This is a genomic window from Clostridia bacterium (assembly GCA_014360065.1).
Lineage (GTDB): Bacteria > Bacillota > DSM-521 > Neomoorellales > JACIYF01 > JACIYF01.
This window is the reverse complement of the sequence record JACIYF010000045.1, coordinates 1-21403: the sequence shown is the minus strand read 5'-3', so window position 1 is coordinate 21403 and position 21403 is coordinate 1. Positions and strand designations below refer to the sequence as shown.

General features: G+C 58.8%; 15 protein-coding genes and 5 pseudogenes. 7 read left to right on the top strand and 13 right to left on the bottom strand.

From position 1 onward, the window contains the following. The first annotated feature begins 231 nt into the window (after positions 1-231). The 6 genes and pseudogenes from H5U02_08275 to H5U02_08250 all read left to right on the top strand — a co-directional run bounded on the left by H5U02_08275 (position 232) and on the right by H5U02_08250 (position 6037). Positions 232-822, top strand: a complete 591-nt coding sequence (locus tag H5U02_08275; protein MBC7342428.1) for a hypothetical protein — start codon at positions 232-234, stop codon at positions 820-822. Positions 823-984: 162 nt separating this feature from the next. Next, positions 985-2193: pseudogene (locus H5U02_08270) on the top strand (DDE-type integrase/transposase/recombinase). A 125-nt stretch (positions 2194-2318) separates the two neighbouring features. Next, positions 2319-2951, top strand: a complete 633-nt coding sequence (locus H5U02_08265; protein MBC7342427.1) for an AAA family ATPase — start codon at positions 2319-2321, stop codon at positions 2949-2951. Continuing rightward, positions 2912-4126, top strand: coding sequence for a site-specific integrase (locus tag H5U02_08260; protein ID MBC7342426.1), 1215 nt, complete (start codon positions 2912-2914; stop codon positions 4124-4126). The genes H5U02_08265 and H5U02_08260 overlap by 40 nt, the downstream gene beginning before the upstream one ends. Further along, positions 4123-5045: pseudogene (locus H5U02_08255) on the top strand (tyrosine-type recombinase/integrase). Before H5U02_08260 ends, H5U02_08255 begins: the two are co-directional and overlap by 4 nt. Then, positions 5045-6037, top strand: a pseudogene (locus H5U02_08250) (tyrosine-type recombinase/integrase). The pseudogenes H5U02_08255 and H5U02_08250 overlap by 1 nt, the downstream one beginning before the upstream one ends. Before the next feature lie 72 nt (positions 6038-6109). Here the strand turns inward: H5U02_08250 and ltrA are convergent. Beyond that, positions 6110-7371 (bottom strand): annotated as a pseudogene (ltrA, locus tag H5U02_08245) (group II intron reverse transcriptase/maturase). A 914-nt stretch (positions 7372-8285) separates the two neighbouring features. Between ltrA and H5U02_08240 the strand changes: the two are divergent. Next, a complete protein-coding gene (locus H5U02_08240) occupies positions 8286-8654 on the top strand; it encodes a DUF1670 domain-containing protein (protein ID MBC7342425.1) in 369 nt (122 codons plus the stop codon). Between the two features lie 87 nt (positions 8655-8741). Here the strand turns inward: H5U02_08240 and H5U02_08235 are convergent, their stop codons facing one another. The 12 genes and pseudogenes from H5U02_08235 to H5U02_08180 form a co-directional block, all read right to left on the bottom strand. After that, a complete protein-coding gene (locus H5U02_08235) occupies positions 8742-9482 on the bottom strand; it encodes an ABC transporter permease (GenBank protein MBC7342424.1) in 741 nt (246 codons plus the stop codon). After that, a complete protein-coding gene (locus H5U02_08230) occupies positions 9475-10314 on the bottom strand; it encodes an ATP-binding cassette domain-containing protein (GenBank protein MBC7342423.1) in 840 nt (279 codons plus the stop codon). Before H5U02_08230 ends, H5U02_08235 begins: the two co-directional genes overlap by 8 nt. Next, positions 10311-11285 carry an ATP-binding protein gene (locus tag H5U02_08225; GenBank protein ID MBC7342422.1) on the bottom strand — a complete coding sequence of 325 codons (975 nt, stop codon included), beginning with the start codon at positions 11283-11285 and terminating at the stop codon, positions 10311-10313. The genes H5U02_08230 and H5U02_08225 overlap by 4 nt, the downstream gene beginning before the upstream one ends. Positions 11286-11387: 102 nt before the next feature. Then, entirely contained in the window at positions 11388-11603 is a 216-nt protein-coding gene (locus H5U02_08220) for a hypothetical protein (protein MBC7342421.1), read from the bottom strand. Between the two features lie 248 nt (positions 11604-11851). After that, positions 11852-12169, bottom strand: a pseudogene (locus H5U02_08215) (magnesium chelatase ATPase subunit I). Between the two features lie 31 nt (positions 12170-12200). Beyond that, a complete protein-coding gene (locus H5U02_08210) occupies positions 12201-14207 on the bottom strand; it encodes a putative cobaltochelatase (protein MBC7342420.1) in 2007 nt (668 codons plus the stop codon). Between the two features lie 13 nt (positions 14208-14220). Continuing rightward, the gene (locus tag H5U02_08205; protein ID MBC7342419.1) at positions 14221-17850 is read right to left on the bottom strand and encodes a cobaltochelatase subunit CobN; all 3630 of its coding nucleotides are present in this window, start codon (positions 17848-17850) and stop codon (positions 14221-14223) included. Between the two features lie 21 nt (positions 17851-17871). Beyond that, positions 17872-18630: an ABC transporter permease gene (locus tag H5U02_08200; GenBank protein ID MBC7342418.1), complete on the bottom strand. Its 759-nt coding sequence runs from the start codon at positions 18628-18630 to the stop codon at positions 17872-17874. Continuing rightward, entirely contained in the window at positions 18630-19409 is a 780-nt protein-coding gene (locus H5U02_08195) for an ABC transporter permease (protein ID MBC7342417.1), read from the bottom strand. The genes H5U02_08200 and H5U02_08195 overlap by 1 nt, the downstream gene beginning before the upstream one ends. 12 nt (positions 19410-19421) lie before the next feature. Then, positions 19422-20372, bottom strand: coding sequence for an ABC transporter ATP-binding protein (locus tag H5U02_08190; protein MBC7342416.1), 951 nt, complete (start codon positions 20370-20372; stop codon positions 19422-19424). Continuing rightward, positions 20369-21190, bottom strand: a complete 822-nt coding sequence (locus tag H5U02_08185) for an ABC transporter ATP-binding protein (GenBank protein MBC7342415.1) — start codon at positions 21188-21190, stop codon at positions 20369-20371. The genes H5U02_08190 and H5U02_08185 overlap by 4 nt, the downstream gene beginning before the upstream one ends. 80 nt (positions 21191-21270) lie before the next feature. Then, on the bottom strand, positions 21271-21403 hold a 133-nt coding region (locus H5U02_08180), incomplete at its 5' end, for an iron chelate uptake ABC transporter family permease subunit (protein ID MBC7342414.1).

Genomic DNA, 21403 nt, shown 5'->3' with positions numbered 1-21403 from the left:
GGTGTAGATCTTCATTTTACCCTGCCTTAAGTCAGGTCCTGTCTTCGCAGATTAAACAATCTGCAAATGGCTCGAATGGCAGAGCAATGTGGTAAACGTTTCTCACTTTGGGTTGGAAGATATAGTGGCTAGTCAGTCGGTCAGTCGGATGCTGGTCCAGATATTTCCTTTTCTCCGGCGGAGGCGGTTGATAGAATATTTGCAAACCCCGCATGCCAAGGAGTGATAAGCATGCAGCAAGTATTCTATACCCCCGCCTCGCCGGAAGAGTACTGGCAGCTGGGGAGGGATTTCGCTTTTCCGGATCCGCCGGGGTCTTGCCCCATCTGCCGGACCAGCCTGCCCTTAAAGAAGCATGGCTTTTACCGGCGAAACTCGCATTCCGGCCACGGGGCAAGGCGCATCCTCATCCGCCGCTACCGCTGCCGGTTCTGCGGCCGCACCGTTTCCTTCTTGCCTTCCTTCTGCCTACCCTATTTCCAGTACGGCCTTAAGCTGATTTACCAGGCCCTGGAATGCGTCCTTAAGGGGTCCTTTTCCCTAAGGGCTTGTCTGGCCCTGTTCAGGGGGCGTTTCAAGGAGCTCTACTGGGAGCCCGCCCACTTGAGGTTCTATGTCCGCCGCTTTCTGGCCGTCCTTCCCCGCCTAAAGCTGGTGCTGCGCCAGATGCTTATCGAGATAGGCCTCCCCGGGGAAGGAAGCCCGAGGGAAGAGGCCGCAAGAATGCTCGATATCCTGGCCGGCTTTGGCGATATCCAGCTCTTCTCGGCCGGGTTTTACGACCAATGCGGCCGCTGTTTTTTAGCTCCCTTCGCAAGATAGTTTAGCATACCCAAGGAGGGTGGGCCAGACCCAGGGGAAGAAAAAAGAAAGCAACACAACTTTTCTCTGGCGCAGGGGCAGGGCAGGGGCTATGCTAGAGTCAGCGCGCAGAAAAAGGGCTTAAGCGCTTAGGCCCCCACAAAAATCAAGGGGGTAGCGTTGGTGCTTGACGAAAAGCAAAGAGAAGACATTGCTTTACGGCGGTTTGCCCTGATCGCCCCGGTCCTGAACGGGCAGGTGGAAAACCAGGAGGAGTACTTTAAAAAGCTTGCTGCCGAGGCCATCGAGATGCCGCACTGGGGCTTTTTGCGTTATTCCCCCCGCACCTTTCGCTGGTGGCTTTGTAGCTACCGCGCCGGGGGGCTTTTAGCCCTAAAGCCCGGCTACCGCTCCGACCGCGGCAAGAGCCGGCGCATCACCCTGGAGATGGCCGAAAAAATCGAAGCCAAAAGAAAAGAGAAACCCGAACTTTGCGGCACCCTGCTTTACGATGCCCTCATAAAGGACGGGGTGTTCACCCCGGACCGGGTTTCCCTGGCCACCTTCTACCGGTTTTTGGCCAACCGCCCCGGACCCAAGGAAGAGGATGGAGAAGAAACCAGGCGCTTCTCTTACCAGGGGGTGAACGAACTCTGGCAGGCGGACATCATGTACGGCCCCTATTTAAAAGCAGGCCGGACCAAAAGGCAGACTTATCTCGTCTCGTTTATCGACGACGCCTCCCGGCTCATCCCTCATGCCCAATTCTTCTTTGAGCAGAATTTTGACGCTGTGCGATGCGCCTTCAAGGAGGCGGTCTTAAAGCGGGGCGTGCCCAAGCTTCTCTACACCGACAACGGCAAGGTCTACCGCTGCGGCCAGCTCTCGGTCATCTGCGCCAGCCTGGGGTGCGTGCTTCTGCACGCCCGCCCCTTTTCTCCCCAGGGGCGCGGAAAAATAGAGAGGTTCTTCAAAACGGTGCGCATGCGCTTTTTAAGCCTTCTTAGTCCCGGCGAAATCGGGTCTTTAGAGGAGCTCAATCTTCGTTTCTGGCAGTGGCTGGACGAGGATTACCAGCGCAAACCCCATGCCGCCCTGGGCACAAGCCCGCTTGACTACTTCCTCTCCCAGGCTGGCCGGGTGAGGCTTTTGCCCGATCCGGCCCGGGTGGAAGAGCATTTTCTCTTGCGGGTGACCCGCAAGGTTCACCACGACGCCACCTTCACCTTAGAAAACCTCCTCTACGAGACTGAGCCAAGGTTTTCGAACCTGAGGCTTGAGGTGCGCTATGAGCCGGAGTGGCTTGCCAGCTCAAGGCCCGTACTGCTTTACCGGGACGGGGTCAAGGTGGGCGAGGCAAGAAAGGTGGACTTTTTGGCCAATGCCGGCCTGAAAAGAAGAAAAAGCGGCCGTCAGCCGCGCCAAGAAAACTGCGCCGGGGAAAGGGAACCTTTCCCTCCCTCGCCCATCTCCTTTGTCCGCCTTCTGGCCACCGCCGACGAGGAGGGTGAGGACTGATGTTCACCCAGTTCTTCGGGCTAAAGTATAACCCTTTCACAAAGGAAATCCAGACCGACCACCTCTTTGTCAGCCGGGATCTGGCGGAACTTGAGTCCAGGCTAAAATACCTAAAGCAGGTCCGCGGCATCGGTCTTGTCTCGGGGGAGCCTGGCTGCGGCAAGACCACCGCTTTGCGCAAGTTCGCATCCGAGCTGAACCCCGCCTATTTCCGGCCCTGTTACTTCGCCCTTTCCACGGTCACGCCCCTGGAGTTCTACCAGGGCCTTTCGCGCGCTCTGGGCGAAGAACCCAAACACAAAAAGGTGAGCCTTTTTGCCCAGATCCAGGACGCCATCCTCACCATGAATGCCGAGCGCCACCTCGTCCCGGTCATCGTCCTCGATGAGATCCACCTGGCCTCAAACCATGTGCTTGAAGATATCCGGCTTCTGTTCTTATGCCGAGCCAACGATTATGCCGAGCAGGTCAGTATGGTAGAGAGTTATACACAGGAGCGTAGGGATAGAGGCGTCGAAGTATTCGGCATAATTTACGGAGCTTCGCAGTGCACACCCTGGCCGAGGTTCCAAATGCCGAGGAGGTATGGTCGATGTGTAAACAGTTCGGGATCCACGTCTCCGGCCCATTAGAGCCCTTCGTTTCCGGGTTCTTGGATGAATTGGCTCGACAGGGATATTCTGCCTGGTCGGCAACCTCTTATCTGGTCGTGATGAGGCATCTAAGTTGTTGGCTAGGCGATCAGGAATTCGCGGTCGCGGAACTTACACCGCAGCGGGTGCAGGAGTTTGTTGCTGAGCGACGGGCATGTGGTTACGCGAAGGGGCGCTCAACTGGTGGGATGGTACGGGTGCTCATCAACTATCTCAGTAGTATTGGTGCTATACCCGAGGTGATGCCGCGTGTTCCCGAGGTGCACCTAGCGTGGGTTTTGGACGACTTCACCACGTATTTGCTGAGCCAACGCGGTTTGGCCCAGGGGACCATCCACTGGTATCGGTATGTGGTGCATCGGTTCCTGTCCGCTTGTGGAATCGACGGCGTGAACGGTTTGGAAGGTCTGACGACCGATAAGGTTACTACATTTATCCTTGCGGAGTCCAGGCGCCGTGGCGCGGGATCGCTTAACAACATGGCGGTCGCTTTACGGGCATTTTTGCGCTTTCTCTATCTGCAAGGTCACATATCGTTATCGCTGGAGGCTGCGGTGCTCCCCGCCCCAGGCTGGCGTGACACCGGACTGTCGCGCGCCTTATCCAGGGAACAGGTGGCGCAATTACTCGCCAGTTGCGACCGTCATACCAATACGGGTCGTCGCAATTTCGCGATTATGACCATGCTGGCGCGGCTCGGCTTGCGGTCCAAAGAGGTGGCATCGCTGACGCTAGATGATGTAGACTGGCGCAGCGGAGAGATCCTGGTGGCCGGTAAGGGCAACCGCTATGATCGGCTCCCATTACCAGTGGATGTCGGCGAGGCTCTAGCTGATTATTGCCACCAGGCTCGTCCTGACAGCAGCTGGCGCGCCGTATTTCTGCATATCCGCGCGCCCTATGCCGCCCTGTCGGGTTCCTCTATCCACGACATCGTAAAGAGGGCCTGCGTTCAGGCAGGTCTACCACCTGCAGGTGCACACCGGCTACGACATAGCGCGGCGACGGCAATGCGCCGAGCCGGTGCACCGTTGTTGGAGATTGGTCAGGTTCTAAGGCACGGCCATCCAAGGACTACTGCCCATTACGCCAAGGATGACCTTGGCGCCTTGGCCGGAATCGCCCGGCAATGGCCAGGTGGTGGTGCCATATGAGCGATCTTCGTCAGCAAGTAAGCGACTACATTACGCTGCGGCGCTCTCTCGGGTTCAAACTTCTTCAACACGATCGGCTTCTGAACGACTTCGTTGATTACCTAGACCACGTGGGAGCATCCACTGTGACCAGCCAGTTGGCGCTGGCCTGGGCCACCAGGCCGACGAACGTGCATCCGCTGTGCTGGAAGAAAAGACTCTCCGTGGTGTGCGGCTTCTCCCGTTACCTGCAAACGATCGATCCATCTGTCGAAGTGCCAGCACCGGATCTGCTGGCGTATCGGTACCAGCGCCCGACACCATACCTGTATTCAGAAACTGAGATGCGGGTCTCATAGATACCGCCGGCACGTTGAGCCCGCCGTTGAGAGCAGTGACCTATCAGACTTTATTGGGTTTGTTGGCCGCTACCGGGATGCGTTTGGGTGAGGCGATCCGCCTGGACCGTGCCGACTTCGATCCCGTGACGGGGTTGATTCTGATCCGACAGACCAAGTTCAATAAGTCGCGACGGTTGCCCCTGCACCCCACTACCATTGTAGCTCTTAAGGAGTATACTAGGCAGCGGGACCGGCTAAGCGGCAATCCGAGGGTGCCAAGCTTCTTCGTGTCCACCCGTGGAACTCGTCTAATCGATGCCTGCGTGCGTCACGTCTTTAGACAGATCATTTGCCGCCTCGGTCTCCAGCCCCGCGCCGGTTCAGGCCAGCCGCGCATCCACGACCTGCGGCACACCTTCGCAGTGAATACCCTACGTGATTGGTATCGATCCGGAACGGATGTTGCGGGCAAGCTTCCACTCCTGTCGGCCTATCTTGGACACGTTGATCCGGTATCCACCTACTGGTACCTTCAGGGGGACCCTGAGCTATTGGCGCTGGCGGCAGAGCGAATCGGGCAGCCAAGGGGGGTATGGTGATGAGTACTCTCGCTCCTACCTTAGAAGCCTTTTTCACCGAACGGCTTCTCGCTCAGCGGCGGGCCAGTCCACGTACCGTGGCTGCCTATCGAGACTCTTTCCGCCTCCTGTTGAACTTTGTCCACGAGCGGATTGGAAAGGCGCCTTCCCAGCTCGACATTGCCGACCTGGATGCCCCCGTTATTGGTGCCTTCCTTAACTGGCTTGAGCATGACCGGCACAATGGCGTCCGCACGCGCAATGCTCGTTTGGCAGCGATTCACTCGCTGTTCCGCTATGCATCCCTTCGCCATCCAGAGCACGCGGATGTGATCCGGCGCGTGCTCGCCATTCCAGCCAAGCGCTATGAGCGCAGGACAGTCGACTTCCTTAACCAGAACGAGATTGACGCTTTGCTCGCGGCAATCGACCGTACCAAATGGATCGGACGGCGTGATTATGCCCTGCTGGTCCTCGCTATCCAGACAGGGCTGAGGATTAGCGAGTTGACCGGGCTCGTCGTCGGAGACCTCGAGCTAGCGGGGCCCGGGGCCCATGTACGGTGTCGCGGAAAGGGGCGCAAGCAACGTGCGACCCCCTTGATTGCTCAAACGGTTGCTGTGCTACGTGTCTGGCTTCGGGAACGGGGTGGTTGCCAGACCGATCCGGCTTTCCCGACCATTCGTGGCGGGCCCCTCAGTTCCGACGCCGTTCAATGGCTACTCGCTAAATATGTGTTCTTAGCCGCACGAAGCTGCCCATCATTATGCCACAAGAAGGTGTCACCCCACATACTCCGCCACAGCTGTGCGATGAACCTGCTGCATAGCGGCGTAGACTCCAGCGTAATCGCCCTCTGGCTGGGACACGAAAGCGTCCAGACTACTTAGATCTACATTTATGCCGATATGGCCATAAAAGAAAAGGTAATCTCTCTCACAGCTCCACCTAATACAAAACCTGGTCGCTATCGCCCTCCCGATAAGTTGCTCGCGTTTCTTGAAGCTCTGTGATTATCGAGTAGGAGGGGGCGGCTAGCCCCCGTCCTCTCACACCACCGGACATGCGGGTCCGCATCCGGCGGTTCACCAAGCTTGACGAAGATAAGAATAGCGTTCGGTTAAGCTCATCAGGCCCTGGGATTGCCAGTAGGCGTTGCCCAGGGCTCTATTCATTGGCCCGTGGGCCATCCGCCATGGCCCTTTGCGGGCATTGGCGAATTCATGTACTACCCATTCAGGCAGTCCCAGTGCCCGTAGCTCCCGGTACCTTGTCCGCACTCGCTTCCACTGCTTCCAGAGGCACATGCGGAAGCCTCCTCCGCATCCAGCCTTCCAAGTTCTTGAAAATGCTGGACGTTTCAGCCAGGGCAAAGTAGCCCATCCACCCGCCCAGGTAGGCGTTTAGCCGCCCTATGCGCTCAGCCATGCTTACCGGCTTATTCCGGGAAGTTATCTCCCGGATTTTCATCCTCACCCGGTCGATGCTCTGCGGCGCCAGACGGATAAGGATTTGCCCCGCTTTAGCTTTGTACATGCTAAACCCCAGGAATTTCAGTATCCACGGCCGGTCTACCGCGCTTTTCTGTTCGTTAATTTTGAGCTTCAACCGCTCCTGCAGGAACTTACGGATACTGGTCATGACCCTTTCCCCCGCCCGCCTGCTTTTGACATATACGTTACAGTCATCGGCATAACGGACAAACTTGTGGCCCCTCTTCTCCAGTTCTTTGTCCAGGTCGTCAAGGAGTATGTTAGCCAGGAGCGGGCTTAAAGGTCCACCCTGCGGTGTCCCTTCTGCCGGCTCTATGACCCCTCCGTTCACCATGACGCCTGCCTGAAGATAGCGGCGGATAAGGATGAGCACCCTCTTATCCGTTACTTTCCGGGCCACCCGGGCCATGAGTATGTCGTGGTTTACCCGGTCAAAGAATTTCTCTATGTCCAGATCCACGACCCATTCGTATCCTTCTTCTACGTATTGACGTGCCCTCTTTACCGCGTCATGGGCTCTCCTTCCGGGCCGGAACCCGTAACTGGCCTCAGAAAACTGCGGGTCGAAAATGGGCGTCAATACTTGCAGGAGAGCCTGCTGGATCAGGCGGTCCATTGCGGTAGGTATCCCTAATAGCCGTTTGCCTCCTTTGGGTTTCGGGATTTCGACCAGGCGCACGGGCACGGGTCTATAAGTACCTGCAAGCATCTCCTCCCGGATGCGCGGCCATTCGGCACGAATTTGTTCCCGAAGCCGTTCGGTCGGGATGCCATCTATGCCGGGCGCGCCTCCGTTTTGCTCTACCCGCAAAAGAAACGGCCAGCATGTTCTCCCTGGCCACCAGCTGCTCCATCAGGCCGCTATTCTGGTCCCCGCGAGGTGTCGCCCCGCCTGGTGGCGGAGAAGGGCTCATCCCTCCCGCGGTCCCCCGTGGCTTCACCACTTCCTCCCGCGGGCAAGCCCTTTTTGGGGTTTTCTGCTGTCTTCGCCCTTCTCGCGAACGCATCGGTCTCACCTCTGACTTGGTGTTCGGGCCTTCCCCTGGAGTTTATGACCCCTAAGGTACTATGCCCAAAGCTTCCTCCTGCCGGTTCAGCCGGACCTCTCGGCCTGGGTTACCCAGCCCTCAGTTTCCTGAGTGCTGGGCGTACCTGCCAGGCCTCCCCGGGTAAGAGCGTTAACCTTCACCCCGCGCCCGCCCCATATACTCCGCCGTCCCTTGGCAGCCTGGGATTTCGCTGTGTCATGCCAGCTCATCCGGGCGACTTAGCCTCTTATGGGGTTCTTGTTCATCGGGCCGGCGGTTTGCCGCCGGCTTCCTTCAGATTCCGCCTCGCGACGGACACCCTTGCCTTAAGCTGACGACTAGTGCTACCTTCGTCGTTCGGGACTTCCACCCGTAAGCCCTCGCCCATGCCGGGCGCACGTTAAAAATGGCGCACAATACTACTTATGCGACATTATTGGAGAAGCATTTAGGAAGACTCTACCCCTACGGATTTCGCCCCCACCCCTTTGTGGGCGCGAAGAGAGTTTAGCAAGAGGAAGCTAACTTCATAAGGGAGGCCGAGCCCGGAGCGTTAGCCACTCTATACGTGTTGCATGAGGACGCATTACTCCTTATCATGCCCACGCGCTACACGCACCCTTGCACATCATCGGGACAAGTTTCTCGATTGGCGCTTCAGCCCAATTTAGCGGTGAGCAGATTTGAGTTAATCCTTTCAGTGGCGTCAGAAGCTGGCAACTCACGACACGTAAGCGGAGTTGCAGTGGATATTTCTGGCCTCCACCGGGACAGTATCAAGAGTCGTTGGTCAATACCAAAGGCAGCATCAGGTCATTCTGCCCTGCCTGGGCACCGTGCTGGACATGGGTCATATGCTTACCCGCAAGGACCTGGTGATCCGTCTCCACGTGCAGGGCCTCTGTGCTCTAGAAATCGCCCGGCAGACCCATCACCGTCCCCCGGTCAGTGGACGCCTACCTCAAGGCCTTCGGCTCCGTACCGATACTAGACCTATATGGCCTAAATCCCAAGCTCATGGCTACTGTCCTCGGCCGGGGGGAATCCGTAATCTACGAGTAGCTGGACCCTATTGGGACCTACCTGAAAGACATCAATACCATACGTGACTACCTGCGAAAGCGCGGTGTGCAGATGCCTGCTAATGCATCAGAAGTGTATCATGAAGGCTAATACTTGCCAAAATATTACAGAGTTTACCGTACCCTCTGCACGACTACTACGGCAGCAATGAACAATAAAGCTGTGTAGCTGGCCAGCACTGCGAGGGAGACGGGCAGGAGCCCCTGGCCCTGAGCTAGGGCCCGCAGGGCGTAGCTGGCATGGGTCAAGGGTAGGGCTTTAATAAGGTAAGCCACGCCCTGGGGCAGGCGGTCCGGCAGGAAAAAGGTACCGCTCAAAAAAGACATGGGCAAGATAACAAAAGTAGAGAAGTTGGACATATCCTCATGGGAGTTGATGGTCATGGCCGCCACTACTCCTAAAGAGGCAAAGAGAAAACAGGTTAAAACTATTATCACGAAAAACCAGCCGTTAATGGCTAATCTCGCCCCGAATAAGAACGCCAGGCCCAGGATAATTAAAGAAGCAATCAGGCCACGCACCGTACCTGCCAGGACTTGACCTAAAACAAAAGAACCAGCGCTCAAGGGAGCAATCAGGTATTCTTCTAAGGTTTTATAGTATAAGCGGCTGATGTTCAGGGAAATGCCTACGGCGTTAAAGCTTGTGTTCATGCCTGAAAGGGCGATGAGGCCAGGTACCACAAATTCTAGGTAGTTGCCCCCGTCCATGCGAATGCCCCGCCCCAGGCCCCAGCCGAAAGTCACTAAGTACAGCAAGGGGCTCACCAATCGTGAAGCAAAAAATTTATGGAAAGTGCGCTTAAGAACAATCATTTCCCGCCAGAAGACCGTATAGAAATCCATCTCAATCATTCACCTTCCGCCCGGTTAACTCGATAAAGACATCTTCCAGGTTAGTATCGCGAATTAAGACATTGCCTGTTACTTTGCGAGCGTAGTCCAGGGCCGCCTCCCGGGAGGAGAAGAGTTTATACCCTGTCTCCGTACCCGCAAAGGACTCTACCGCTACTTCCCCTACTTTTTGTTTCAGCTCTGCGGGCGTACCCAGGGCAATTAATTGGCCCCGGTCCATAATGCCTACCCGGTGGCAGAGCATCTCGGCTTCTTCGATGTAATGGGTGGTCAAAAGCACGGTCATACCCTCGCCGTTCATCCGCCGGACTAAATCCCAAATTTTCCGGCGGGTCTGAGGGTCAAGACCCACGGTGGGTTCGTCCAGGAAAAGGACGCGCGGCCAGTGCATCAGCGCCCGGGCGATCATAAGCCGGCGCTTCATCCCGCCGGAAAATTTACTCACCAGGTCGTCCGCCCGCTCCTCCAGTTCCACATAAGCTAAGAGTTCCTTAATCCTTTCTTGCCGTTCTTGAGCGGGCATCTTATGCAGGCGGCCATGCAGTTCCAGGTTTTCCCGAGCCGTAAGTTCCTGGTCCAGGTTCATCTGCTGGGGGACTACGCCGATTGCTTGTTTCACCTTACTTAAATCCCGCGTTACGTCGTAGCCGTTAATCAGGGCCTTGCCGCTACTAGGCTTAGTCAACATGGTCAGCATCCTCACGGTGGTAGTTTTGCCGGCACCATTGGGGCCGAGTAAACCAAAGATTTCTCTCCTTTTGATCTGGAGGTTCAGTCCGGCTACGGCCACAATACTGCCATAATGCTTGGCAAGCCCCTGGATTTCAATCACTTCCCAAGTACCTCCCGGAGCTTCGCCTGGTCGACATGCATCTCCTGGAACGGCTGGCGGCGCATGCGGTGAAGCAGGGCGAGGTTTACTATCGCGTAGACATCATCGGGCACCACCTCGGTACGCCCCTCCAGGGCAGCCATAGTTCTGGCCGCCTTCATCATCACCAGGTCGGCCCGGTGGCCGTCCACGCCCATTTCGATGGCGATTTTCGCTATGAGATAAAGGATTTCCTCTGGCATTTCTACTTGCGGTAAAACCTCTATAGCCGTCACAATTTGCCGGCGTAGCTTCTCCTGTTCCTCTTCCCATTGGCCAACAAATCCTTCCGGATCTTCTTCAAAGGCAACCCGGCGCTTAATGATTTCTACCCGCTCCCGGGGGTCTAGGATGCCAGTGATATTTACGCAAAGGCCAAAGCGGTCTAAGAGCTGAGGTCTTAGTTCCCCTTCCTCCGGGTTCATGGTACCGACCAGGATGAAATTGGCCGGGTGGGTGAAGGATACGCCTTCCCGCTCGACGGTATTTACACCCATAGCTGCGGAATCTAGTAGCACATCCACCACATGGTCATCGAGAAGGTTTACTTCGTCGACATATAAGATGCCCCGGTTGGCCTGGGCCAGGACACCGGGTTCAAAATGCTTTTCCCCTTTTTTTATGGCCCGTTCAATGTCCAGGGTACCTACCACCCGATCTTCGGTGGCGGAAACGGGCAAGTCTACCACCCTCATTCTCCGCCGGCTCCGCGGCAATTCTTCACCGGCCTCTAACCGCTGGCGACAACTTGAGCACATGGTGGTAACGTCCTCAGGATCGCAGCTAAATGGACAATCGGCTACCACCTCTATCTCCGGCAGCAGAGCCGCCAGGGCCCGTACGGCGGTTGACTTGGCCGTTCCTTTTTCCCCGCGAATGAGAATGCCGGAAAGTTTAGGGTTGACGGCGTTTAAAAGTAAGCCCTTTTTCATTTCTTCCTGCCCTACAAGGGCAGCAAAGGGGTAGATAATAGTCTCGGCTTGCACTCACTCCATCTCCTGTCGTGAAAATCTTAGTTTAAGGATCCCCCCTGGTTAGCAGATTTCTTTTAATTTTGCCCCAGCGCCAGAGCCTTGCATCTCCCGTACTACCTGGACCAGGGTGCCGGCTTTTAGCTCGTCTATCCGGTAATATTCCGCTCCTAAAGCAGCGGCCAGTTCCCGGGCCAGGCCAAAGGTGAGCAGGCCATCTTTCTCTACATCTACCACCAGAGTTTTGATCCTGGCATCGTTACGGATTATCTCCGCCACCCGTCGCGCCTCAAGGAGAGGCTTGTCCTCCCCCATGCTCACATTGGCGCGGCCGTCGGAAATAACTATTAATAAGGATCAAGATCGGGATCTTTGTAAAAGTGGGCTTTGATTATTTCATAAGCCTTGAGCAGGCCGGCCACAAGGGGGGTCCGCCCACCGGTGGGTAGTTCCTGGAGCAGTTTGTATCCCATTTCTACACTGTTGGTAGGCGGCAGCAGTACTTCGGCTGTCTTTCCCTTGAAAGCTCGGTCCTCGGTGGCGGAAACCGGCAGATCCACCACCCGCATTTTCCTCGTGGCAACCGGCAGCTCTTCGCCCGCTTCCCGGCGCTGGCGGCAGTCCGCGGACATCACGGCTACGTCGTCGGGGTCACAGCCAAAGGGGCAGTCGGCGACCTCCGGCAACAAGCTGGCCAGGCCCGGCATCGCCGTAGATTTGGCCGTGCCTTTCTCGCCCCGGATCAGCACCCCGCCGATCCGGGGGTTGACAGCGTTTGAAATCAGCGCCTTTTTCATTTCCTCCTGCCCCACCATGGCGGTGAAAGGGAAAACGGCTTTCTGCATAAGCGGCCTCCTTTTCCTGAAGTTGCGTTTTCTAGTCCGTTAGCGTCCGCACCGCCTCAACCAGAGTGGTGGCCCGCAAATCCTCGATCCGGTAGTAAGCTGCCCCCAGTGTTTCGGCCAGCCGCCGCGCCAGGCCAAAGTGCAGAAACCCTTCTTTTTCCGCATCGACGACCACGCTTTTGATCCGCTCCTCTTCGCGGATGAGGTCCGCCACCCGCCAGGCGTCCTCCAGGGGCTTGCCGTTGGCCAAACCCACATTGCCCCGGCCATCGGAGATTATCACCAAAAGCGGGGAGAGGTGCGGGTTCTTAAAAAGATGCGCCCGGGCCACCTCGTAGGCTTTCAACAACCCTGCCGCCAGCGGCGTGCGCCCGCCGGTGGGAAGCTCCTGCAGGCACCGGTGCGCCAGCTCCACGCTGTTCGTCGGCGGAAGCAACAGCTGCGCCCCCTCGCCCTTGAAAGCGATCATCCCCACCCGGTCCCTCTTCTGGTAGGCATCGAACAGCAAGGACAATACCGCGCCTTTCGCCGCCACCATCCGCTGCGCCGCACCCATCGAACCGCTGGCGTCAACCACGAAGAGGAGGAAGTCCCCAATCCGCTTCTCCCGCACCTTTTCCCGGATATCGGGGGTTTCGATGGCAATCGCCACGCCTTTTTTCTCGCGCCACGCTTGATAAGGCGCCGCCGCCCGCAGCGTAGCGTCAAAGGCCAAATCGCCGCTTCCCCGCGCCAGGGTGGCCCGAACGTAGCGGCCGGCCCGGGTCGGCGTGCGCGTGCGCGAGCGGCGCCCCGACCCCTTGCGCAAGATGCGGTCGCGCCCGTGGTCAATCCGTTTTACCAGGAAGGGCTCGCCCACGGCAAAGACGGTTTCGCGCGCGGGCGCCGGGGGCGGCGAGGAGGCCTCTCCCTCTTCCCCCTTCCCGTCCTCCCAGTGCTCTTCCTGCCGCCCTTCCTTGGCCTCAGGCTCTTCGGGGCGGGGCTTTTCTTCAGGCGCGGGCTCTTCCGGCTCCTCAAACTGCTGCGGCTCTTCCGGCTCCTCAGGCAGCGCCTCTTCCAGCGGCTGGGGCGGCAAGGCCTCGCGCCGCCGGTGGAAAAGAACCAACTCCGCCACCCTTCCCACGTCCGCGGTGGTGGTTTCTGCGCGTCCCTCCCAGGCGGCGAGCGCCCGCGCCGCCTCTACCAGCACGATTTCCGCCCGGTGCCCGGCGCAGAGCGCCTCCGCCGCCACCTCTGTGGCGCGTTTCACCGCGCCCTCTAAAACCGCCACCCCGGCCAGCCGCGCCCGCGCGGCGGCGATCTGCTGCCGCATTTCTTCCTCCTGCGCCGCAAAGGCCCTGATGAAGCCTTGGGGGCCGGCCTCAAAAGCTTCCCGCTGCCGGATGAGCGCGGCCCGCTCCGCCGGATCCTGGAGCGCCTTCACCGGAACGCACAGGCCAAAGCGGTCCAAGAGCTGCGGCCGCAGCTCTCCCTCCTCGGGATTCATCGTTCCGACCAGGATGAACCGGGCAGGGTGGACGAAGGAAACTCCCTCCCGCTCCACCACGTTTACCCCGGAGGCCGCGGCGTCGAGGACAAGGTCAACGAGGTGATCGTCCAGGAGGTTAACCTCGTCCACGTAAACGATGCCGCGGTTGGCCCGAGCCAAGATACCGGGTTCAAAGCGCCGCCGCCCGTGCCGTACCGCGTGCTCGAAGTCAAGGCTTCCCACCACCCGGTCCTCCGTGGCCGAAACGGGAAGGTCGACCACCGGCACCGGCCGCCTGCTGACCGAAAGCGGCTCGCCCGCCGCTAACCGCTCCCGGCAAAAAGGGCAGAGCCGCGCGGGTTCTTGCGGGTCGCAGTTGCAGGGGCAGCCCGCCACCACCTCGATTTCGGGCAGCAAGCTGGCCAGCGCCCGCACCGCCGTGGACTTGGCCGTGCCCTTCTCCCCCCGGATTAGCACCCCGCCGATCCGCGGATTGACCGCATTCAGTATAAGAGCAAGCTTCATCTTCTCCTGGCCGATGATAGCCGTAAACGGGTAGACGTAGCGCATAAGTCCGACCACCTTAAGTCTTCTCCTCAATCCAACTCTCCAGTTCCAGTACCGCGTTTTGGAACACGGCCAACTCTTCGTCTGTGCACCTGAGGTAGCCCCGGCGGATGGCTTCACCGATACGTCTGGCTATTTCCAAGGCGGCAAAGCGGTTGTTTTCCGCCAGCCGCCGGCGCATGTCCTGATCCAGCAGGAAGCGGTGAAGTGATTCCCGGAAAACCCACTCGCTCACCCGGCCGGTGGTGGCGTTGAGGCCAATCAGGTATTCCAGGCGTTCCGCTATCTTCTGGGCACCGTGGTGCCGGTGCGCAAGCATCCCATCAATCCACCTGGGGTTGAAAAGCCGCGTTCTCGCCGCCCGATCAATAGCCAGGCCCACATCGGCCACTTCGGTAATTTCTTCTGTAATGTCTACCACCCATTGTTCGGGAACCTTTCCCTTCTTTTCCGCCACGCTCCGGGAAAGCCCGCCGAAAAACTCGTAATAATGGTCAAGATCGGTGAATTCGTATTCCGTGCTGTGCCTTACCTGGGAGACCACGTCAACCGTGGAGGCGAGCCTGGCGAAGAGGTCGCGGTTTTCCCGAACCTTGCCCCGGTGATAGCAGTAACCCATGGAATTGTCATAACTTTCCACCAGCTCCTTTTCCTCCCGCCAGATCCCGCTTTCTACCAGCGCCCGCATTGACGTGGCGTACTCCGTGGCCTGAGGCCCGAACACCCGCGCCCGGCTGGCATTACCATGTTCTGCTGCCATTTCCAAACTGTGTTGGCGGGCAAAATTCATCTCTTCCGGTTCCGCGGCGCCGGCCGCCAGTTCCACCGCTTGATTGATTACTTCAATCTGGGGAGCACATATATCGCGGAAGATGCCGCAGATGGTCACCAGAACGTCGATGCGCGGCCGACCGAGCTCCTCTAAAGGGATGAGCTCCAGTTCCTTGAACCAGGGGCTTTCCTTCCGGACCAGGCGCACGCCGAGATAAGCCAGGATCTGGGCAATGGTTTCGCCACCCGTGCTTAAGGTCTCAAACCCCCACAGCACCGTCCCCACCGTTTCTGGGTAGCGCCCGTGCGTGCGGTAAAATCTCTCCAAAATGGCCTTTACTGTTTCCTCCCCGCGCTTTAGCGCCAGGGGCGTGGGAATAAGCCGCGGGTCGAACTCGTACATATTCCGGCCGACGGGATAAAGCTCAGGCGAGCGCACCGGGTCCCCGGCCAGGTTAGGGAGAAGGTAGCAGCCATCCAGTACGGAAAGAAGCCCCGCGCTTTCCTGCGAGCGGGCAATGTTTTCCCTTACCCCGGCGAGATACCGGCCTATTTCCGGCGGCAGGGCCGCCTCATCGCCCGCCAGCCAGCGTCCTATCGCCTCGTGCACTTCGCGGTCAACAGCAACAAATGCCTCCGGTTCCCGAGCGAGATTCTCGTAGGAAAAGCCCATTCTCTCGGCCACCATCCGGTAGTACGAAGGCACCTCCCGGTCAAACCGGGCAAGGGCCGCCAAATAGGCAATCAAGTCCTCTCCCGCAAGCCGCCTGTCCAGAACGTGCAAACCTTTGGGGATAAGCCGCCTCTTCATCCGGTAAAGATAGACTTCCAATTCTGCCAGATCCTCGGTCGGCATGGAGAGCGCCTGCGCTTTTTCTTTAATCGCCCCGGCCAGGGTCTCCTTGTCCCGGCCCTCGGCTTTCCGGTACTCTGCCAACAGTTCCTCCAGCTCTAAGTACTCGCCGTAAAGATCGGCGGCAATTACCGGCGGCGAGGCGTGGGAAACCGTCACCGCATAGCTCCTTCGCTTGGCAATGGTGGATTCGGAGGGATTGCCCACCCAGTAGTAGTAGAGGTGGGGAAGGTCGCCGATCAGGATATCCGGAAAACAGCGGCGCGACACCGGAGCTTCTTTGCCCTTGGTGAACTCGAGGGTGCCGTGCATCCCCCAGTGGAGGATGCAGTCCGCCCGAAATTCTTTTTGTAACCACCAGTAAAAACCGAGGTACTGGTGGTGAGGCGGCAACTCCTTGTCGTGATAGGCTTTCTCGGGATTTTCGTGCACGCCGCGCGACGGCTGCACGCCGATGAAAACGTTGCCCACCACCACGCCCGGGATCAAAATCTCGTCATGCCTGGTCATTACAGTTCCCGGCGGTTCTCCCCAGTGCTTCTCCATTTCCTCGCGCAATTCCTGCGGGAGCTCCTCGTACCACCGGCGGTAAAGGTCTGCCTCTACCGCTATGCCGCCAGGCGCATGCCATTCCGGGGTGTTCACCACCCCCCGCGACAAGAGAAATTCCCCCAAGTCCCCCGCCGGAATTTCCACGCGGTACCCGGCAACCGCGAGCCTTTCGAGAAAGACCCGCAGGCTTTCCAGGGCACTAAGATAACCGGCGCTGCCCAGGCGAGCCTCTCCCGGGGGATAGTCGTAAAGAATAATGGCCAGCCTCTTCTCGGCGTTGGGCTTGCGCCGCAGCCAAAGCCACTTGCGAACCCGGCCACAAAGCCTCTCTATTCCTTCGGGCAGGGCCTGGACTTCCTTTACTTCCCCGCCCAACATCTCATCTTTTCCGAGGGACTCGAGTCCCCCCACGTAAACCGGCTCTATGCACCCATCCAGCTCCGGTAACATAACACCGAGGGTGATTTCTAGAGGATTCAGGCGGTTCTCTCTTTGCCATTCCCCTATTTCCGTCGTGTAAGACCGAAACCCTGTCAACACCGGGACGCCGAGTTCGGACAACAACCGGTAGGTTGGTTCGGGTGCCCCGCCGTAAGGCCCACCGTGCAACCGGAAGTACTGCAGGTTAACCACAAGGTCAACTACCGGATGCCCTTCGTCAAAGAAAAAGGCTCGCATAGCCGCCAGGTTGTGCTCCACCTTAGAAAAAACGGGGATGAGGTTGACCTCACCGCGCAATTCCTCCACCAGCGCTTCCACCACCGGCGCGCAGTCGGCAAAGTGCATGCCGCCGTAAAAGAAAACGCCCACGGTAGGCCTGCCCTCGTACCACCCTGCAAAAGTCTTAAAAGCCTTCAGCTCAGCAAAGTGGCGATCAGGAGGCCACCAGATGCCATAATCTGGCCTTCTTTGGGGCGGCCCCACCTTCACCCTAGCCCCGCAGTACTCCCGCAAGAGGAAGAGAAGAAGGTTCTTGAGGTTTTGCTTGTCGCCCTCAGCGTAGTACTCGCAGGCCACCAGCCAGTTGCGCATGTGCTTAAGCTTGCCCACAGGTAAAATAGATCCCAACTTTTTGGTGAGATCCATAAACTTCCTGGCTTTAAGGTAAGCCTCGATGTCAAAACGCCCCTCGCGCCGGGGAAGATCGGCCCCGGAAAAAGAACCCATCCGGGTGAGGGAAAGAATGTCGCGGCTGCCGCCCACCAGAACCACCACCGTGGCGGCGCTCCCGATCACCAACTCCCGGAGATGGTCCGTGAATTCCGTCTGCCCGCGGATGTCCACGAGGATAACCCGAGAACTTCTTGCCGCTTCTTCCACCTCTACCGGATCAATTCTCCCCCGCTCCCAGTCGGAGAAATAGATTTTCGTGACAGAAAGGATTTCTCCGTACTCGGCCCTAATCTCTGCCAGCGCTTCCCTGAGCTCTCGGGTATTGTCAATGGTGCTGAGAAGAAGGAACCTGCTCATCGCTACCACCCCACAAGGTTCTCAGTCCTCACGGCGGCCGAGCCGCCACGTCCCAAGCCCAAAGAAGAGCCCGGTCCAGCCGACAAGCAACCCCACCGTCCCCCAAGAGGGTACCCCTCCGGTGAACGAGACCCGCAGTACCTCCGTCGCCGGCGTGAGCGGCAGAAGCCAGACCAAGGGCTGCAGGGCCCCGGGAAGCCGCTCGAGCGGGATGAGGGTGCCGCAGAGGAAAGTCATCGGAACGATGACGAACTCGCTGATCACTGTCTGGTCGTCGAAAGAGCGTAAGCAGAGACCAAGGAACACTCCGAAGGCGCCGCAGGCAAAGGCCACGGCCGCAAGCCAGGCGAGGCCGGCCGGCACGGCCCGAAAACCCGGGACCAGTAGAAGCGCCAGGCCGAGGACGATGCTTCCAGCCAGGAGGCCCCGGAGGGCACCGGAGACGGTATATCCCAGCCAGACGGCAACATCGCTAATCGGTGCCAGCCGGTAAGCCTCGAAGCTCTTGAAGTGCAGGCGGTGGTAAAACATGCGCACGGTAACCGAGGTGACCCCATTGTTGAAGACCGCCAGTGCCACAACCCCCGGTACTAGGAACTCGAGATAACTCATTCCGCCGGGCATGAGCATCTTCAGCCGCTGTCCCACGCCAAAACCGAACGTCAGGAGAAAAATGAGGGGAGAAAGCGTGTATGTAGCCAGGTAAAGCCAGAACCGGCGTCGCCAGTAAACCATTTCCTCCCAGACGATCGGATACCAGCCAAGAAGGGAGTGCCGCATCAGTCCTGCCGCCTCCAGTTTAAGAGCAGGTAGGCCAGAAGGTAAAAGCCAGCCAACCAACCAAGGCTCTGCCCGAACCAATTCCAATGGGGAGCACCCGTAAGCGCCAGCCCGCGCAGGTTGTACGTCCCGGCAGTGAGCGGCAGGAACCAGCTAAGTTTGGCCAATGCTCCGGGCAACCTCTCTACCGGAAAGAAAGTGCCGCAGAAGAAGGTCATCGGGAAGACCGCAAGATTGGTGAACATCAAGACGTCCCGGTCGCCCCCGGCAATCATCGCCACCACCACGGCCAGGGAGGCGAAAAGAAGACAGACGACAGCCAGTTGGACCGCGAAAAGGAGCGGAAAGGAAAAATCTCCCATTACCGCCCATCCTCCGAAATAAACCACGAGGGCCACTACCAGGCCCTTTCCCCCGCCGGCCAGGACATGGCCCGCAAGCAGGGAAGCGGTGGAAACGGGTGCCAGGAGGTACTCGTCCAAAACCCGGTAAACGGTTCGTCGAACAGCAAACCAGTTGACGAGGTCGGTATAACTTGCCGTAACCGCAGCCATGACTACCAGTCCCGGCAAAAGGAACTGAAGGTACTCTACTCCGCCGGCGGCATGCTTCAGATTCCAGGCGAAAAGCGCCAGAAAAATAAGCGGCCGGTTCACGCCCCCGACCAGGAACCGCCACCAGCGCCGGCGCCAGACCAGCCCCATGGCAAGTACGAGCGGCAGCCACGAGGGATACAGCTTTTGAAGCCAGACGTTTTCTCTTACAGCAGACCCTGTAATCACGCTCCTCATCTACCCTCCCTGGATTTCGCGCCCGGTGAGTTCCACGAAGACGTCCTCCAGGCTCGTGCGCCGGACGGTGATGTCCCCGCTCAGGGCGCTGGCATAGGCCTTGGCGTCCTGGCGCGTGGGGAAGAAAACCCGGCGCGTCCCCTCCCCGCCAAAAAACTCCACGCAGAAGGCACCCAGCCGCTCTTTGAGTTCCCGCGGTGTCCCCAGCGCGATCAGCTTCCCATGGTCAATGATCCCTACCTGGTGGCAGAGGCTCTCCGCCTCCTCGATATAGTGGGTGGTTAGGAAGACCGTCATACCGTCACGGTTCATGATCTGGATCAGATCCCAGATCTTCCGCCGGGTCTGCGGGTCGAGCCCTACCGTAGGTTCGTCCAAGAAAAGAATAGGCGGCCGGTGGACAAGGGCCCGCGCGATGAGAAGCCGCCGGGCCATCCCGCCGGAATAGTCTTGCACCCGGTCACCTGCCCGGTGGACCAAACCTACATATTCCAGGAGTTCTGGGATCCGCTGTTCGCGGTCTGCCCGGGGCATCCGGTGCAAAAGCGCGTGGAGCACAAGGTTTTCCCGGCCCGTTAGCTCGCGCTCCAGGTTGTTCACCTGGGGCACCACGCCGATGAGCTTCTTCACCGCCACCGGGTTTTTGGATACGCTTTCCCCGCCCACAAAGAGTTCTCCTGCCGTGGGTCGTGTGAGAGTGGTGAGCATCCGAACGAGCGTAGTCTTGCCGGCCCCGTTCGGGCCCAAAAGCCCGAAGATCTCCCCCCGGCGGACGGCAAAGCTCACCCCATCCACGGCGGTAACCGGGCCGTAACGTTTCACCACGTTACAGACCGCGAGCGCTGCTTCTTGGAGCGCGATCTCGGTAAACGGGTCCGGCAGCTCCGGCAGGGGTAGCCGAGCGGTTGCCGCAGAGCGTTTCTCCTGAATGACCTCCGTTCCCCCCTTCATCCTCGACCAACCGCGCAAACCGCGGCCTCCTCCACCGCCCCGAACCCGCCCACCGGCGCCACCGCTGTCACCTGTACTCCCCACGGCCCCTCGGTTACCACCGCCTCGACGCCGTACACGGCGCGGAGGTTCTCAGGGGTTAGCACCCCCTTAGCGCTCCCGGCGGCAAAGATCTTCCCCTGGTGCAGAAGCAGCAGCCGGTCGGCAAAGCGGCCCGCTAAATTCAGGTCGTGCAACACCGCGACCACTAACCGCCCTTTCTCCGTAGCCAATCCCCGAATAAGCGCCATTGCCTCAAGTTGGTAGCGAATGTCGAGCGTTGCCGTGGGCTCGTCGAGCAGGAATACCTCTGGCTCCTGAGCCAGGGCGCGAGCGATAAATACTTTCTGCCGCTGGCCACTAGAAAGCTCGTTTAACTGCCGGTCGGCCAATTCGGTAAGCCCCAGGCACGCCAAGGCCCTGGCCACCACCTCCAGGTCGTGCGGGCCTACTCCCCAGGTGAGATGGGGCCGGCGCCCCTGGAGAACCGTTTCGAGAACAGTACAAGGAAAGACCTGCCCGCTACCTGGCGGAGGTACATAGCCTAGACAGCGTCCCACTTCCCGGCCCCGCAGGGTAGCCAGGTTCCGGCCATCCAAGAATATAGTTCCTAACCGGGGCTTCAGCGCTTTGGCCAAGCAGCGCAGCAAGGTGCTTTTCCCCGACCCGTTGGGCCCCACTATTCCCAAAACTTCCCCCGATTGAACGGAAAAGGTTACTCCCCTCAGGGCCGGCACGCTGTTGTAAGAGAAACTCAACCCCTTTACTTCCAGACGCATTTCCCCTCCACCTACTTCTGTGGATATACCCAGATCCCCTTCAGCTCCTCCCCGTACAGCCGCTTCAGCATCCTTACCTTTCACCCCCACCACTGGCGTCTTTTCCTGATCAGCAGGTAGATGAAGAAGGGAGAACCCATGAAGGCGGTGATGATCCCTACCGGCAGTTCGGTGGGCGCTATGATGGTCCGGGCCAGGGTATCCGAAAGGAGG